The sequence below is a fragment of the Calothrix sp. NIES-2098 genome, assembly GCF_963875125.1.
Taxonomy (GTDB): domain Bacteria; phylum Cyanobacteriota; class Cyanobacteriia; order Cyanobacteriales; family Nostocaceae; genus Aulosira.
The window spans coordinates 4,777,010-4,793,163 of record NZ_CAWNKJ010000001.1 but is presented as its reverse complement, the minus strand read 5'-3'; the positions used below and the strand labels follow the sequence as shown (position 1 = coordinate 4,793,163).

Sequence of the window (16,154 nt, the reverse complement as noted above, 5' to 3'; positions counted from 1 at the left end):
CTTTTGCGGTTTTTGGTGAAGACGTTTCATTCCTTATAGATTAATCCTATGCGAGCTAGGGGCTATGACTGCGCCGAATTTCGGTAATTTGATCTGCCACATCTAAAAGAGACTTAGGTGTATCTGGCCCAGTCAGGATGATATCAATATGGGGAGGGCGTTTTGTTAAAAATCCTAAAACTTCAGCTTCTGGAATCAAACCAAAGTTGATCGCTAAACTTAACTCATCTAAGACAACGAGAGAATACTTACCCTCGAATACTACCTTTTGTGTATGTTGCCACAGTTTTTGTAAGGCTTCATTTTCGGTATCGTCTAGCTGTGGTGTATCGATACAGCGAGGCAAATCGCAACGAATCCAATCTAAATTTTGTCCCATTTGAATGGGTCGTTCGTGTCCTTGACGAATGCCACCTTTGAGAAACTGTACTACTAACACTGGTGTGCCTTGACCTGCGATTCTCAGTGCTTGAGCCATAACGTTTGTAAAAAAGTTCCGGTGAGTGCTAGTAAAAACTTGCACTAGCCCTTCCACAGGGGATGGTAAATTTAGGCTCGAATTTACACTTGGGGTATCTAGCTGGGCTACCATAAATCAAAGTTTTAAATATTACAAATTATCAAAGAGATTTTGCTGAAACTAGCAATCGCAATTCTACCTGTATAATCAATTCAATTTTCACAAATGTATTGTATTGGGTCAGTTGCATTCTTAGTCAACCACTAGGTTTACTGGGAAGTCAAGAGTTAATGATATTGACATTTCTGGCTCGTAAATGCAAGCAGTGGTCATAATCAAAACACATAACTACTGGTTAAATTTCATCAAATCTTTGGGTGCAAGGGCTAAAAATCAGTAAATGTTAGATTTCCCATTTGTTTGGGCACAACAGAGTAGGTAAGTAGTAAATTTAACACTATGAGGAGTGAATTGTTGTGAGATTGGTGATTCTGGGTGGTTCAGGATCGGGGAAAAGCACTCAAGCACAAAACCTTTGTAGACACTTTGATATTCCTAAGATTTCTACAGGTGAAATTTTACGAGAAGCAATGTCTGGCGACAAGCAGCTAGTTTTACAGGAAGATAGTCTGCCTTTGTACTTCCACGATAGCCTGTGTGATTTGGGACGCCATGCACAGCCATACGTAGAAAAAGGGGAGCTAGTCCCTGATGAAATGATGATTGAAGTGATTCGGATGCAGCTGACACAGCTGGATTTAAAATCGGGTTGGCTTTTGGAAGGTTATCCGCGTACTGCTTTCCAAGCCGAAGAATTAGATTTTTTATTAGAATATTTAGGTCAAAAGTTAGATTGGGCAATTTATTTACAAGTACCAGAAGCTATTATGGTTAATCGCTGTTTGGGGCGATCGCTTCCCGACGAGCAACCCGAAATTGTCCAGCGCCGTATAGAGTTATTCTACGATCGCACTGTTCCCATACTCGAATATTATGACCGTCGCCGCCGACTTTTGACGATTAATGGCGACCAATCACCAGAGGCTGTGCATCACACTATTCTCAATCTACTTTTAGTTTCTTAAGAAAATCTGCAATTTTACTACAGAGTTTCATCGCGTTAATTTTGCCCTGACTATACAATCGGGCTTCTAGAATGACTGTGACACTGAGGTACCCTTAAGGCAGTATTTCATATAAACATTCTGAGGCAACTCCAATGGTTTGGCAGCGTCCAGACGGCAGGTTCCCCTACCAACTCCGTCCCATCAGCTTTGACAGTGGCTTTACCCGCTTTGCTCCTGGTTCTGTGCTGACAAAATGCGGCGATACTCAGGTACTTTGTACTGTCAGCGTTACAGAAGGAGTGCCCAAGTTTCTCGCCGGTAGCGGTAAGGGTTGGTTAACTGCTGAATATCGAATGCTTCCCAGCGCCACTCAACAACGCCAAGAACGGGAATTGATGAAATTGTCAGGACGGACGCAAGAAATACAACGGTTGATTGGCCGCAGTTTACGCGCAGCATTAGATTTTGAGGTGCTAGGAGAACGCACCCTGACTGTAGACGCCGATGTATTACAAGCAGATGCGGGAACGAGGACAACCGCAATTACAGGTTCCTTTGTAGCGTTAGCTAATGCCATTTCTCGATTATTACGCCAAGGGGTATTAGAGCGATCGCCTCTGTGCGGACAAATAGCAGCAGTCTCAGTAGGTTTATTAGAAGAAGAGCCATTTTTAGATCTCAACTATATCGAAGATGTAGCGGCCACAGTAGATTTCAACGTCGTGATGAATCACAACCTGGGAATAATTGAAGTCCAGGGAACAGCAGAAGAAGGAAGCTTTAGCCGTAGCCAATTGAATCAGTTGTTAGATTTCGCAGAACAAGGAATTCAGGAATTATTAATTGCCCAAAAAGAAGCCATTACCGATTGGGATGAAATTTTTGTAGGCGATTGAGGAAGGAAATTTTTATAAAAGTCACCGGAAAACTCCATCTTCTTTGTAGGTGGGGTTTTTGATTTTTTCCTGTGTTTATGCTTGCAACACCAAAGCAACTTCACCGGATCGATCGGCTTGGGGTTTGAGTCTATAAGCTTCATTGAGGAATTACGATACATCTCATATTGACTTTAATTCCTAAAAGTCCTAGATTGCTTTATTGAGCTAGTTGCAATTTATTTGCAAAAATACTGAGAATAGTTCTTAATGGAGAGTTAGCAATGGCTGTGAGGGAAAAGGGCTTGTTAGCTGCTGGTGCTGCATTTGTAGCGCTGGCAGGTTTAGGATTCAGCACATTGGGGAAAGTAGAAGCGACTACCGCTAATTCTACTCTTAATCAACAAGCGCCAACTTTGCTTGCCCAAAAATTGAAGACTTTGACAATAGTTTTTCCTAGCAGAGCTGATTCCACAGATTTGCAAAATAAAGCGAATTCTGTAGGTGCATTTTTGTCTAAAGAACTAGGAATACCCGTCAAAGCACAGGTAGGCGATGATACTGCTGCTGTAGAAGCATTAAGAGCTAATCGGGCTGATGTAGCTTTCTTGAGTAGCCGTCCAGCCCTGAAAGCGGAACAATTGGCAAATTCTCGCTTATATCTAGCTGAGGTACGCGATAATTATTCGGGAAGACATACTTATAGCTCAGTATTTGTTGTTCCCAGCAATAGCCCTTTAAAATCCAGAAATAACGCCAAAGCAACCTTAGAACAACTGCGGGGTAAAAAAATGGCGTTTACTTCCCCTACTTCTGGTTCAGGTTTTATTTTCCCTGTGAGTGAATTGGTAAAACAAGGATTTGTACAAAGTAGCGATCGCCTAAATGGTTTCTTCGGTCAAATTAGCTACGGTGGTAATTACAGCAAAGCATTGCAAGCTGTTCTTCGCGGACAAGCAGATGTGGCTGTTGTATCAGAATATGCCTTAAATTCACCGTATATTACACCAGAAGAAAAAAGTCAGTTGCGAGTGCTGCATAGAATTTCTGGTGTACCTGCTCATGGTATCGCCATTGATGATGATGTTCCTGCCCCCGATCGCGAAAAAATTATTAATGCCTTACTCAAGTTAAATCAGTCACAAAATAACCAGCTACTACGTAACTTGTATAACTCTACAGAATTGGTGAGAGTAGATCACAATCGTCACCTAGCACCAATTCGGGATGCACTCACACGCGTGGGTATTGCACCCTAATTTCAATGGACAGTTATCAGTAATCAGTCTGATAACTGTTCATTGAATACCTGTTAATTGTTAGTGGAATTGTAGGGATGAGAGATTACGTAATTGAGTGTCACAACTTAAAAACAACTTATACTGCGGCTCTAAATCGCCCCATTCTCAATGGCATAAATTGCCAGATTCAGCGAGGAGAATTTGTAGTGTTGCTGGGACTCAATGGTGCTGGTAAATCAACCCTACTGCGATCGCTTGTGGGATTAGTCCCCTTAGCAGAGGGAGAAATTCAGATTAATGGTGTGACGCTAACTCAGCGCACGCTACCAGCAATTCGGCATGATGTGGGGATGTTATTTCAAGGTGGTGGATTAATTCGTCAATTATCGGCAATTGAAAATGTTCTCTGTGGACGCCTCGGTACGAGGACAACTTGGCAAACTCTATTGGGATTTCCTAAACGCGATCGCCTTTTGGCATTAGATTTATTGGCACAGTTGGGTTTAAAGGAATTAGCCTATCAAAAAACCAGCCAACTCAGCGGCGGACAACAACAAAGAGTAGCGATCGCCCGTGCTTTAATTCAATCACCACAAATTCTCTTAGCCGATGAACCAACCGCTGGGTTAGATGTAATGGCTTGCCAACAAGTAATGCAGACTTTATCAGAATTGCACTCCCAGCAAGGCATGACAATTATCGTAGTTTTGCATGATTTGGCAATAGCAGCAAAATATGCCCAAAGAGCGATCGTTGTTAATGCAGGACGCATTGTTTACGACGGCCCTTGTGAAAACTTGCAAGCGAAATTTTCCCACGTGTAGAGTGTTCGGGGCAAATACAAATTTATGAATTACTTTTTCAATTCAAATCTTCTGCGGCGCTACCCTTGGGTAAGTCCTGTCATCATTTTATTAATTCTAGTTGTAGTTTATATTTGGGCATTACAAGGACTCCAACTTGATTTTAATTTAATTACTAATAGTTGGCCTTACATAACTGATTTCATCTCTAGACTATTCCCTCCAGATTTGACAGTTTTAGATATAGCGATTAAAGCACTGATTGAAACTGTACAGATGTCGCTATGGGGTACTACAATCGGCGCAATTATTTCCTTACCCATTGCCATTGCTAGCGCCAACAACGTTGCACCAAAATGGTTGCAATGGTTGGCGAATTTACTCCAAAATGCTGTGCGTTCCGTCCCTTCAATTATTCTGGGGCTAATTTTTGTCGCCGCCACTGGGTTAGGCGCACCCGCAGGAACCTTAGCTTTAGGAATTTATACTATTGGCTATTTGGCTAAATTTTATCAACAGGCGATCGAAGCAGTTGATTCTCGTTCTTTAGATTCTTTAGAAGCGATCGGAGCATCAAAGCTGCAAATTGCCCAATATGGAATTTTACCTCAAGTGCTGCCATTAGGATTAGGTTATACCTTATGGATGTTTGAATACAATATCCGTGCTGCTTCTGTTTTAGGTGTAGTCGGCGCAGGTGGAATTGGTTTTCAATTGAAAAGTTACATTGATGGTTTTGAGTACAACAAAGCTACAACTATGATGTTGGTTTTGTTGGTAGTTGTTACAGTAATCGATGCTTTTAGTAGCCAGTTACGCCGTCGCCTCGATTCCATGTAGTAGAGATTTAATTTTGTCCCGATCGCCCAAAATAATGCATGGATATAGAGATGGTAGATGCACCTTAATTTTAAGTCCCGTCCCCAATTTTACGTTGGGGACTTTTATTATTTAATTCACCTTAAAATAGATGGTAATAAACTCGGAGCTAACCACAGCGCATAACCGATAAATCCAAATATTCCTGTAATAATGACAGTTAATATATAGCTAATACACATCAATAAACCGTCAGATTCAATGGTAGAAACTGCTAATAGTAAAATCCCAACAGTAGGGATGGGATTTGTTAAGGGAATTGGTGAAATTAGTAATACAGTTAACCACGAAATACAAAACCCATTGAATCGCCAAGCCCAATGACTATTGGCAATTTTTGCTAACCGGGGACGGGCAATTTTTTCTAATATTCTAGTAACTTGTCGCAGGTTATGTAACAATACTTGGGCAAAGCGCCGAGGAAATTTATAGTTGGCAATTCTTTTGGGTAGCCAAGGCGATCGCCTTCCTAAAACCATCTGCAATGATAATAACAAGCAAGCAGCGCCAAATGGCCCAGTTAATCCGGGTGGCATAGGAAATAAAAAGGGCAAAACTAACATTGCAATTACCAAGCTAAAACCCCTTTCGGAAGTTTTTGCCAAAATCTCTCCTAAGGTTAATGGGTGTTCGGCTAAGTGTTGTAATAATGATTTAATTTCTTGAGAGAATCCGAGATGCATTTGGCTTGAGTCTTGGCGACTTTTCACAATACCCAACTTTAGTTAAGTAAATCGTTTATCAAGGTATACATTTGTTCTACAAAGAATTCCGTAAAAAATCAAATTTTATTTATTTTTATGATGTTAAGTGTTGCTAATCTAGCACGCAAAAATTAAACCTGCGCTCCTCCTGATGGGACAAACACAGCTACAGCTTTAGGGATAACAAAAAAATGTGCAGGGGTATAGGTAGTTATTTCGCCATCAGTATTAATGGGGCGTGGTTTGCGGGTATGTACTTCCATTTCTTGACCTCGCAAAGCACGAACTTCCCGCCATTTTATGTGTTTCCCTTGTCGCATAGCTGGAAGTAAGGGTATGATTTGCCACCAATGATTAATTTCCAAGCTATAGAGATCCAGTCTTTGATCGTCGATTGTGGCATCGTGAGCTACTGCCATTCCCCCACCATAATAGCGACCATTGCCTACGGCAATCTGTACTGTTCGCACGCGAATCGATTCACCGTTAATGCGAATTTCTGCGCTAAAAGGTCGAGATTCCCAGATTACTTGCAATGCTGTGGCTAGATAAGCAAATACTCCCCAACGGCGCTTTACTTCTTTGGTTAGTCGTTGGGTAATTTTCACACTCAGTCCCATACTGGCGACGTTGAAAAAATGCTTGCCATTTACCCATCCTAAATCAATGCGGCGCTGCTCTCCTGTGGCAATAATTTTGCACGCTTCGGTTAAAGAATTGGGGATTCCTAGAGTCCTGGCTAAATCGTTAGCTGTTCCTAAAGGTAAGATACCTAAAGGTAATTGCGTATCAACTAAAGCATCCACCGCAGCATTGAGCGTACCATCCCCACCACCAACAATTACCAAATCAACTTTATCTCGGTATTGAAGAATAATTTCCGTCAGACGGTTGGGATGTTCTGTAGATTCTTCAATTAAATCAAAGCCCGATTTTTTTAGGCATTCAATCGCTTCTGTGAGACGCTTTTGTCCTTGGCGAGCATGACGATTTATTAACAGCAGTGCGCGGGGACTCATGAGTATTACCTTTTATATTGTTAGATGTCGAATTATCAATCTCTACACCTACGGGAACTTAATGAAATAAACTGTTGGGGCTGTTATGAAATTTACTAAGAATTTACTTGCTCGCTGTTTTTTATATAAACGTTATTTTTTTAGATTGTGTTTATCTAGTTTAGCTTTATTAGCTATTGGTGTATTCATCCCTAGGAAATGGAGTTATCAGCCGAAAGATAATTGTAATTTGGATATTTGTATTTCTAATACAGGTATTCATTCTAATATAATTTTACAAACGAAGAATTATGTTTTTAATTGGCACGAGCATATATCTGTAGAGGGAATTGGCATAGATAATTCAGATAATTATAATTATTTAAGTTTTGGTTGGGGCGATCGCGACTTTTATATGTCAACTCCTTCTGTGGCAGATTTACGATTGTCTACGACTTTGAGAGCTTTATTTCTACCCACTCCTTCTGTTATATATATTCAGGGTTATCAATCAATACCAGATTATCTACAAGTTAAATGTATTAAAGTTGATAAAAATAATTATTTGCAGTTAATAAAATTTATCCAAGCTACTTTTAAGCTAGACAATGTAGGTAGAGTCATCCGCATTGGTAATGGTCATACTACTAATGCTGGCTTTTATGATGCTTTGGGTAGTTATTCAATATTAAGGAATTGTAATAGTTGGACAGCAGAAGCCCTCAGAGAAGCTGATGTGAATACTCCTCTTTGGGATGGACTTTCAGCTGCTGTTATGTTGCATTTAAAAAGTGGTTGTGATTGAGGAATCCTCGGTCATTTGTTATTTGGCTGAGTCCATTACAGGTGAAATATGCGTGAAAATTAAGATCCCCGGCTTCTTCCAAGAAGTCGGGGATCTGCGCTGCATTTTTGCTTCACGTTCCTTATATCTGATAAAAAAAGTCAAAAATAAAAGGCAAGCGGTTGGGTGGACTTTACCTTTTACTTTTGACTGAATGCTAACCTTTCGGTGTGGGGAGGTTTTACCCTACGTCGTCGTGGGCAAATCTGTTAAATAGGAAGTCTAGGGCATAGTTCCGCAGCTTGTAATATTGTGGATCTTCCATGATGCGGGCGCGATCGCGTGGACGCCCAAAGGGAATTTCCAAGACTTCCCCAATCTTGGCGTGGGGGCCATTGGTCATCATTACCAATTTGTCTGCTAAAAACAGTGCTTCATCAATGTCATGGGTAATCATCAGCACTGTGCAGCGGTTATCACCCCAAATTTTTAGTAATTCTTCTTGTAATTCTTCTTTGGTAATTGCATCTAATGCCCCAAAAGGTTCGTCTAAAATTAGAACTTTGGGACGAATTGCCAAAGCACGGGCGATAGAAACGCGCTGTCTCATACCACCGGACATTTGCATTGGCTTTTTGTCCATCGCATCAGCGAGTCCCACCATTGCCAAATGTTCGCGGACGATCGCTCTTTTTTGGGCTTCTGGTTTTTCGGGGTAAACTGCGTTTACAGCTAGATAAATATTTTCAAATGCAGTCCGCCAAGGGAGTAGGGCATAGTTTTGGAAGACAACCATCCGATCTGGGCCTGGTTTGGTGATGGGTTGTCCTTCTAGCAGTACTTGTCCTGAGGTGGGAAAGTTAAAACCCGATACCATGTTCAGGAGGGTTGATTTACCGCAGCCAGAGTGACCGATTACGCAAATAAATTCGCCTTGTTCGACGTTGAGGTTTACGCCGTCGAGTACGGTGAAGGGGCCTTTTTTGGTGGGGTAGACTTTGGAAACGTCTCTAATCTCTAGGAAAGGTTGGCGATTGCTGATTCCAGTTGCTAATGTTGTTCTTTCGGCTAATCTTAAATTGCGGTTTTGCATGGTGATTGTGGAGTTAAACAGCTGAGGTTGAGGTTGAAAGGCTGATTGAGCAGTTACGGGGCGAATTAAGAAAAAGGAAAACGAACCACAAAGGCGCGAAGGACACGAAGGAAAAGGGTTTTAGAAAGATTTTTTGGTATGTCCTGTTAGAGTTGAAGTTTTGAGACTGATTAATGGAGTTATTAGCCTCATTAACGGAGTTATTAGCCTCATTAATGGAGTTCTGAGCCTCATTAACGGAGTTATTAGCCTCATTAATGGAGTTATTAGCCTCATTAATGGAGTTCTGAGCCTCATTAACGGAGTTATTAGCCTCATTAACGGAGTTCTGAGCCTCATTAATGGAGTTATTAGCCTCATTAACGGAGTTCTGAGCCTCATTAATGGAGTTATTAGCCTCATTAACGGAGTTATTAGCCTCATTAACGGAGTTCTGAGCCTCATTAATGGAGTTCTGAGCCTCATTAATGGAGTTCTGAGCTTCATTAATGGAGTTATTAGCCTCATTCGTGAAATTCAAAAACTTCTAAGTCTAGAAAAATGAGGGCTGAGGATGCCCTCCAGCATTAAACACTGAGAAAATTATTTTGAATTCTCCCTACGCTGCTGTTCTTCTGGGTGCATCGAGGATGACTTCAGCAATGGAGAAGTCGCGCTTAATATCTAAGCTGTTGAGATAAGAGATGGGATCGTCAGCGTTAAAAGGTGTACCATCGAATAGCTGAATTGGTTGGCGAGTGTAGCTAATATCCAAACCTAATTCTCTGGCTGCGGTGCTGAAAACGCGGACTCGACAAACTCTTTCGACAACTTCTACCCAGTTTCTGGGGAAGGGAGTATCACCCCACCGCGCTAGTTGACTCATAATCCAAATTTGTTCGGTACGGCTGGGGCGATTGATTGCCGACTCAGAATAAAATTGGTGATGGGCGTAATCCCGTAGTGGGTGGTCTAAGTCACAAGTCAAGCCTTCGGGGTCTTCGAGTTGAATATACTCTATATCTGTACTGACATAATCTCGCCCGGCTGTAATCCTTCTAATTTCCTCAGCATTTTTGGGATCTGCACAGTAAACGCAAGCTTCTAGTAAGGCTTTAGTTAATGCAATGTGGGTATTGGGGTAAGCTTCTGCCCAATCTTCCCGCACGCCAAGTACTTTACCGGGGTGTCCTAGCCATACTTCTAAGTCTGTAGCAACGGTAAAGCCAACACCTTCAATGGCGGCGCGGTAGTTCCAAGGTTCGCCCACACAGTAACCGTCAATACTGCCATTTTGTAAGTCGGCTACCATCTGCGCTGGGGGAATGGTCTTCATATCCACATCGCTATCGGGGTCAATTCCCCCAGCCGCTAGCCAATAACGCAGCAGTAAATTGTGCATTGATGCGGGATGCACTACCCCCATTGTGTGCCTCTGTTCGCGGGTACGTTGGAGATATTTTTTAAAGTCTGATAAGCTTTGTACACCTTGGTCGTAAAAGCGTTTTGCCAAGGTAATGGCGTTACCGTTACGAGTCATGGTGAGGGAACTGACAACGGGTAGCGGTTGGTTTTTATGTCCGCCCAATGTTAACCACATTGGCATACCCGAAGGCATTTGAGCAGCATCTAAGTAACCGCCAGCGATCCCATCTTCAATCCCGCGCCAGCTAGTTTCTCTGACTAAGTTGACTTCATCTAAACCATGCTTGGCAAAAAAGCCTTTTTCTTTCGCAATGGCCAAGGGGGCGCAGGCGCTGAGTGGTAAAAAGCCAATTTCTAAGTTAACTTTTTCTAAGCCATGACGGGAAATATTCGCAGTTTTCCGCGCCCGAATTTTCTTGATGCGTTTCTGCTGGTTGAGGAAGTAAATCATCTCACTCCGCAGACTGTAGTAGCTGGGATGTTCTACTACTTCCATGCGCTTGCGGGGTCTGGGGATATCTACTTCTAAGATGTCACCAATTTTGGATTCGGGGCCATTGGTCAACATCACAATTCTGTCAGATAACAACACTGCTTCATCTACGTCATGTGTCACCATTACCGCAGTGACTTCATTTTCTTCGCAGATTTGCATCAGTTGTTCTTGCAAATTTCCGCGTGTGAGTGCATCTAAAGCACCAAAAGGTTCATCTAGCAATAATAGTTTAGGGCGAATTGCCAAAGCGCGCGCGATCGCCACACGCTGTTTTTGTCCCCCAGATAACATTCCCGGCTGTTTATCAGCATGGGGACGCAAACCCACCATATCTATATGTTTTTCTACAACGGCTTTGCGTTCCGCCGCTGGCATTCCCTTCATTACTGAGTCTACAGCCAAGGCGATATTTTCTCTAACTGTCCGCCAAGGAAGTAAGGAATAATTTTGGAATACTACCATCCGGTCTGGGCCAGGTCTGGTGATTTTTTGTCCTTCCAAAGTAACCACACCTTCAGATGGTAAATCCAACCCAGCAATCATATTTAATAGCGTTGATTTACCACAACCAGAGTGACCAATTAAAGAAACAAACTCACCTTTTTTAATTTGTAAGTCAATTCCTTTCAGGGCTATATACTGACCACCACCAGTTAACTCAAAAACCTTATCAATTTGATCGACAGCAACGAATACGCTCATTTGTCATTTGTCCTTTGGCATTTGGTGTTTGTTATTTGTTTTAGTCATTAGTCATTGGTCATTAGCAAAATACCAATGACTAATGACTAATGATTACTTCTGTTCTGCTGGCAATATTAGATTTTGTAACCAAGCCATTAATTTATCGAGGAGCAAACCAACAACACCGATATAAACTAGAGCCAAAATCACTTCACTCACGTCATTATTTTGATAAGCATCCCAGATAAAGAAGCCAATGCCGACAATACCGGACATCACAATTTCTGCGGCGATAATCGCTAACCAAGCCAAACCAATCGCAATTCTTAAACCTGTGAAAATGTAGGGTAAAGCAGCAGGAATCAGAATATTAATGAAATAGTCTTTGCGGCTTAATTGCAGAACTTTGGCAACGTTGTTGTAATCTTGGGGAATTTGAGTTACACCCACAGCCGTATTAATTAATATCGGCCAAATTGCTGTGATAAAAATTACGAATAAAGCTGCTGGTTCGTTTTGCCGTAAAGCTGCCAAGGAAATTGGCACCCAAGCTAGAGGTGGTACAGTCCGCAATAACTGAAAGATGGGGTCTAAAGCTTTAGACATTGTTTTATTCACCCCAATCAAAATACCCAAGCCAATACCAACAATTGCCGCTAGTGTGTAACTAATAGCAACCCGTTGTAGACTTGCCCAAATCTGCCAAAAAAGACCTTTATCAGTGCCACCTTTGTCATAGAAGGGATACAAAATTAATATCCAGGTATCTGCGATTACTTGAACTGGCCCCGGTAATGTTGCGCCAGGAGTCAAAGCAAACAGTTGCCACACAGCCAGAAATATAATAATTGCGATCGCAGGTGGGACAACATTCGGAAATTGCTTTTGGAAACGGGATATGAAGCTGTTATCAAATCTAGGACTTGCAGGGCGCTTTTGGGCAATTGTCATAAACTGTTATCTCCTCTTAATTGGGTATTTGGCTATTGGTATTTGGTACTTGGTGTTTGATATTTGTCATTGGTCATTAGTCATTTGTCCTGTAATAAATCGAGGTAGCAAATAAATTTTGACTTTTGACTCTTGACTTTTGACTTTTGACTCTTGATTCTTAACTAAACACTCACTTTTTTAATCTTGAGACTCTTGAGATATTCTTCTGGTTTTTCTGGGTCAAACTTCACCCCATCAAAAAACTCTTCCACACCACGAGATGTATTTGTGGGAATATCAGCCGCCGCAATTCCTGCTTCTTTCGCAGCTTCTTTCCAAATATCTTCGCGGTTAACTTTATTAATTAGTTCTTTCGCTTTTGCAGCGTTATTGGCGATGTAATCTTTCGGTAAAAATCCCCAACGAACGCTTTCTGTGATAAACCATAAATCGTGGCTCTTGTAGGGATAGGAAACGTTACCTTTTTCATCTTTCCAGTAGTAAGCTGCCATTGATTTATCATCAATTTTGCGGCCATCACCCATATCATATTTACCTTGATATGGAGCTGCCAGAATTTCCGGTGAGGGCAGATTAAAATAATTTCGACCAGCGAGAATTTGAGCAGCTTCTTTGCGGTTATCAAAATTATCTAACCATTGCTGCGCTTCCATGACGCCTTTAAGTAGTGCTTTGGTCGCTTTGGGATTTTTGTCTACCCAATCAGCCCGCATTGCCAGGTATTCTTCTGGATGATTCTTCCAAATCTCTGCGGTTAATGCTGCCACATAGCCAATTTTGTCGTTGACAAGACGATAAGGCCAGGGGTCGCCAGTACTAAATGCATCCATTGTTCCCGTCTTCATGTTGGCAACAGTTTGCGCCGAAGGTACGGTGAGCAACTTTACATCTGTATCAGGATCTATCCCACTAGCCGCTAACCAGTAGCGAATCCAAAAATCTTGGTTGACGTGGGGGAAGGTGAAGGCGGCGGTGAAGGGTGTGGAAGATTTGAGTTCTTTAAATAAAGACTTAGCACTAGCCAATTGTAAACTAACACCTTTGCCTAGGTGCTTATTTGCGATCGCAATTCCATTCCCATGTGTAATTAATTGCGCCAAAACATACATGGGAATTTTTTGATTACCCTTGGTAATTAAACCTTCTGTGATTAAATGAGGCATTGGCATTTGCCATTGACCGCCATCAATTCCACCACCAGCCGAGCCAATTTCCACATTATCTCTGGCTGAACCCCAAGAAGCTTGCTTAGAAAGTTCTACATTGCTCATGCCATACTTAGCAAAAAAGCCTTTCTCTTTAGCAATAATTAGCGGTGCTGCTTCCACAATTGGGATATATCCCAGCTTGACTGTAGTAGTTTCTGGTTTTTGTTCGGGGCTAATATTCGCTACTTCTTGAACTGCTGATTTTGTAGTTCCACCACTGCTGAGGTTCTCAGGAGGATTGCCCAAGCAGCCTTTCAGTAACACAGCACCAGCAGAAACTCCAGCTGTTAAGATAAATTTACGGCGAGAAAATTGATTGAAAAATTCTGTCATGTATGTCTCCTTAAAAGTGAAATTTAAGTTTTTTTGTATGACAATTAAGACAAGAAAATAAAGCATTTCTTGCGCGTCTTAATTGTTATTTGTTCGTTTTTAGGTACACAGATTTTCGTCATTCCTAAAAGAAATGGCGATCGCAAATGCTGTGGTTATCAAAAAAAATTTGGGAATGGATAGATTAGAGTCTGGGCAACTGGCGACGTATCACTTAACTTGTTGAAATTAGTTTACAAGCTTTCAGATGCAAATGGTTAACTTTGGATAGATGAATCTTAAATAAATATTAGATTGGTTATATAAGTAAAATTTTATCTATCAGTTCTAAAGTCGTTGCAAAGTTCTAATATATAAGTTTTATTCTATTGTTTTAATTATTTAGATACTATGAATGCATATTTTTCAGATTATTTATATGACATTTTCAGTCATAACTAGCGGAAATTATTAATAATAACCATTATGTGAATCTATGATTGGCCATGAGATTCGTTAACTTATGTAAACAAGGGAAACAAACACTAGGTTGGGAACTGTCAATCAAAAAATACCCAAATTGTAGGGAACTCTCACAAACTCTTGCTAAAACAGACATTAACTCTGTGTGAAACCAAGGCAGAGGCAGAGGAGGGGTCTCCCAGCTTGGGCAGACTGGTATTAACTAGCGTGGCAGAAGCAAAAAACAGTTTGCCCAAGATTTTAAAATCCCCATCAAATCAAAGATTTGGTGGTTTACCATTACAGGGGTTAAAATCCCCCTGCAATCGATTTAGCTTGAATGCGCTGAGTGCTGAGTACTGAGTACAAAGTTAAGAGAATTAATTATCCTCCTTCCCTTGTCCTCCTTGTCTTTTTCATCAAGACTGGCTCGTCAATAACCTCCGTCGCAGCGCATCCAATGCTGCACAGGCGCTGACATAACGAATATAAGATCGATTTCGGGTTGTCCCAAAGCGATACTCAAAACTGGCGACTTCATCTTTTGGCCCGGCTAAACCAATGTAAACCAAACCCACAGGCTTAGTTTCCGTTCCGCCAGTTGGGCCAGCAATACCAGTCACACCCAATCCCCAAGTGGTAGAGAGGCGGGTTTTTACTCCCATTGCCATTTGCTCTGCAACAGTAGCACTAACAGCACCATATTTAGCCAAGTCGTCTGGGTTCACTCCTAACAAACCCACTTTCACGGAGTTGTCATAAGAAATTACTCCACCCCAAAAGTATTCCGAACTGCCAGAAATCTCAGTCAACATTTGCCCTAGTCCACCACCAGTACAGGACTCTGCCACTGATAAAGTTTCTCCCGAAGCTTGCAATAACTTACCTACTACTGATGCTAAGGTCTCACTATCAACGCCGTAATAATCTAAGCCTGCAATTTCCTTGATTTGTTTTTCAATAGGCGCAATCAAATCTGTTGCTGCTGCTTGTGAAGGGGCTTTAGCAGAAACTCTGAGTCTCACCTCCCCATTGCCTGCGTAAGGCGCAACTGTGGGGTTAGGCAAATCCAATAAAGGAGCTACTTTTTCTGCCAAAGCAGATTCACCAATTCCCCAAAACCTTAAACTCCGGCTGTAAATAATTTCTTTGCCCCAGCCTTGGCTTTTGAGAAAAGGTACTGCTGTTTCTTCCCACATCCGATACATTTCCGATGGCACGCCAGGAAAAGTAAAAATAGTGACATTTGGACGGGGTTGCCAGATAATGCCAGGTGCTGTACCTGTAGGGTTGGGTAAAATTTCTGCACCTTGCGGAATCAAAGCTTGTTTGCGGTTATTAACGGTCATCGCCCGACCGCGTTGCGCAAACTTCTGAGTTATATCTTCGATGATTTCGGCACTTTCTACCAAAGCAGCGCCAAAAAAATCAGCGATGGTTTCGCAGGTGAGGTCATCTGGCGTAGGGCCCAGTCCACCTGTGAAAATCAAAATTTGCGCCCTTGAGGTGGCAATTTCTATAACTTGCTTGATTCGTTCGGGATTATCCCCGACTACGGTTTGATAGTGGTGGGGAATACCTAACTGGGCTAATTGTTTAGCTAGAAATTGCGCATTGCTGTTAAGGATATCTCCTAACAGCATTTCTGTACCAACACAAATAACTTCTGCACTCATCAGATTTTAGAATTTGAGATTTAAGATTTTGTGGAAAGTTGAGCCATTTCTGGC

The 16,154-nt window shown here is 41.8% G+C and carries 15 protein-coding genes; 6 read left to right on the top strand and 9 right to left on the bottom strand.

Annotated elements, in window-relative coordinates; all coding sequences use genetic code 11:
• Positions 1-55: 55 nt before the first annotated feature.
• Complete coding sequence (locus AACU33_RS20015; RefSeq protein WP_096590321.1) at positions 56-592, bottom strand: P-loop NTPase family protein; 537 nt, start codon at positions 590-592, stop codon at positions 56-58.
• A gap of 344 nt (positions 593-936) precedes the next feature.
• Here AACU33_RS20015 and AACU33_RS20010 point away from each other — a divergent pair, with 344 nt between their 5' ends.
• The 5 genes from AACU33_RS20010 to phnE all read left to right on the top strand — a co-directional run bounded on the left by AACU33_RS20010 (position 937) and on the right by phnE (position 5,286).
• Positions 937-1,545, top strand: a complete 609-nt coding sequence (locus AACU33_RS20010; protein ID WP_096590320.1) for an adenylate kinase family protein — start codon at positions 937-939, stop codon at positions 1,543-1,545.
• Between the two features lie 134 nt (positions 1,546-1,679).
• Positions 1,680-2,423: a ribonuclease PH gene (gene rph, locus AACU33_RS20005; RefSeq protein WP_096590319.1), complete on the top strand. Its 744-nt coding sequence runs from the start codon at positions 1,680-1,682 to the stop codon at positions 2,421-2,423.
• Positions 2,424-2,686: 263 nt separating this feature from the next.
• A complete protein-coding gene (locus tag AACU33_RS20000) occupies positions 2,687-3,661 on the top strand; it encodes a phosphate/phosphite/phosphonate ABC transporter substrate-binding protein (RefSeq protein WP_096590318.1) in 975 nt (324 codons plus the stop codon).
• Between the two features lie 77 nt (positions 3,662-3,738).
• Positions 3,739-4,467, top strand: a complete 729-nt coding sequence (locus AACU33_RS19995; RefSeq protein ID WP_096590317.1) for a phosphonate ABC transporter ATP-binding protein — start codon at positions 3,739-3,741, stop codon at positions 4,465-4,467.
• 24 nt (positions 4,468-4,491) lie between these two features.
• Positions 4,492-5,286 (top strand): phosphonate ABC transporter, permease protein PhnE, encoded by a 795-nt coding sequence (gene phnE, locus AACU33_RS19990; RefSeq protein WP_096590316.1) that lies wholly within the window; start codon positions 4,492-4,494, stop codon positions 5,284-5,286.
• A 116-nt stretch (positions 5,287-5,402) separates the two neighbouring features.
• Here the strand turns inward: phnE and AACU33_RS19985 are convergent, their stop codons facing one another.
• Both AACU33_RS19985 and AACU33_RS19980 read right to left on the bottom strand, forming a co-directional pair.
• Positions 5,403-6,008, bottom strand: coding sequence for an exopolysaccharide biosynthesis protein (locus AACU33_RS19985; protein ID WP_096590315.1), 606 nt, complete (start codon positions 6,006-6,008; stop codon positions 5,403-5,405).
• Between the two features lie 152 nt (positions 6,009-6,160).
• Positions 6,161-7,048: a lipid kinase gene (locus AACU33_RS19980; protein ID WP_096590314.1), complete on the bottom strand. Its 888-nt coding sequence runs from the start codon at positions 7,046-7,048 to the stop codon at positions 6,161-6,163.
• A gap of 85 nt (positions 7,049-7,133) precedes the next feature.
• Between AACU33_RS19980 and AACU33_RS19975 the strand changes: the two genes are divergently transcribed.
• Positions 7,134-7,832: a TIGR02117 family protein gene (locus tag AACU33_RS19975; RefSeq protein WP_096590313.1), complete on the top strand. Its 699-nt coding sequence runs from the start codon at positions 7,134-7,136 to the stop codon at positions 7,830-7,832.
• 220 nt (positions 7,833-8,052) lie between these two features.
• Here the strand turns inward: AACU33_RS19975 and AACU33_RS19970 are convergent, their stop codons facing one another.
• The 6 genes from AACU33_RS19970 to AACU33_RS19945 form a co-directional block, all read right to left on the bottom strand.
• Complete coding sequence (locus tag AACU33_RS19970) at positions 8,053-8,904, bottom strand: nitrate ABC transporter ATP-binding protein (RefSeq protein WP_096590312.1); 852 nt, start codon at positions 8,902-8,904, stop codon at positions 8,053-8,055.
• Between the two features lie 120 nt (positions 8,905-9,024).
• Positions 9,025-9,411 carry a hypothetical protein gene (locus tag AACU33_RS19965; RefSeq protein ID WP_339376160.1) on the bottom strand — a complete coding sequence of 129 codons (387 nt, stop codon included), beginning with the start codon at positions 9,409-9,411 and terminating at the stop codon, positions 9,025-9,027.
• Between the two features lie 91 nt (positions 9,412-9,502).
• Positions 9,503-11,506 carry an ABC transporter ATP-binding/substrate-binding protein gene (locus AACU33_RS19960; protein ID WP_096590310.1) on the bottom strand — a complete coding sequence of 668 codons (2,004 nt, stop codon included), beginning with the start codon at positions 11,504-11,506 and terminating at the stop codon, positions 9,503-9,505.
• A gap of 93 nt (positions 11,507-11,599) precedes the next feature.
• Positions 11,600-12,439: a nitrate ABC transporter permease gene (gene ntrB, locus AACU33_RS19955; RefSeq protein ID WP_096590309.1), complete on the bottom strand. Its 840-nt coding sequence runs from the start codon at positions 12,437-12,439 to the stop codon at positions 11,600-11,602.
• Positions 12,440-12,603: 164 nt separating this feature from the next.
• On the bottom strand, positions 12,604-13,983 hold the full coding sequence (locus AACU33_RS19950) for a CmpA/NrtA family ABC transporter substrate-binding protein (protein WP_096590308.1): 1,380 nt from the start codon (positions 13,981-13,983) through the stop codon (positions 12,604-12,606).
• An 860-nt stretch (positions 13,984-14,843) separates the two neighbouring features.
• Positions 14,844-16,100, bottom strand: a complete 1,257-nt coding sequence (locus AACU33_RS19945; protein ID WP_096590306.1) for a competence/damage-inducible protein A — start codon at positions 16,098-16,100, stop codon at positions 14,844-14,846.
• Between the last annotated feature and the right edge of the window lie 54 nt (positions 16,101-16,154).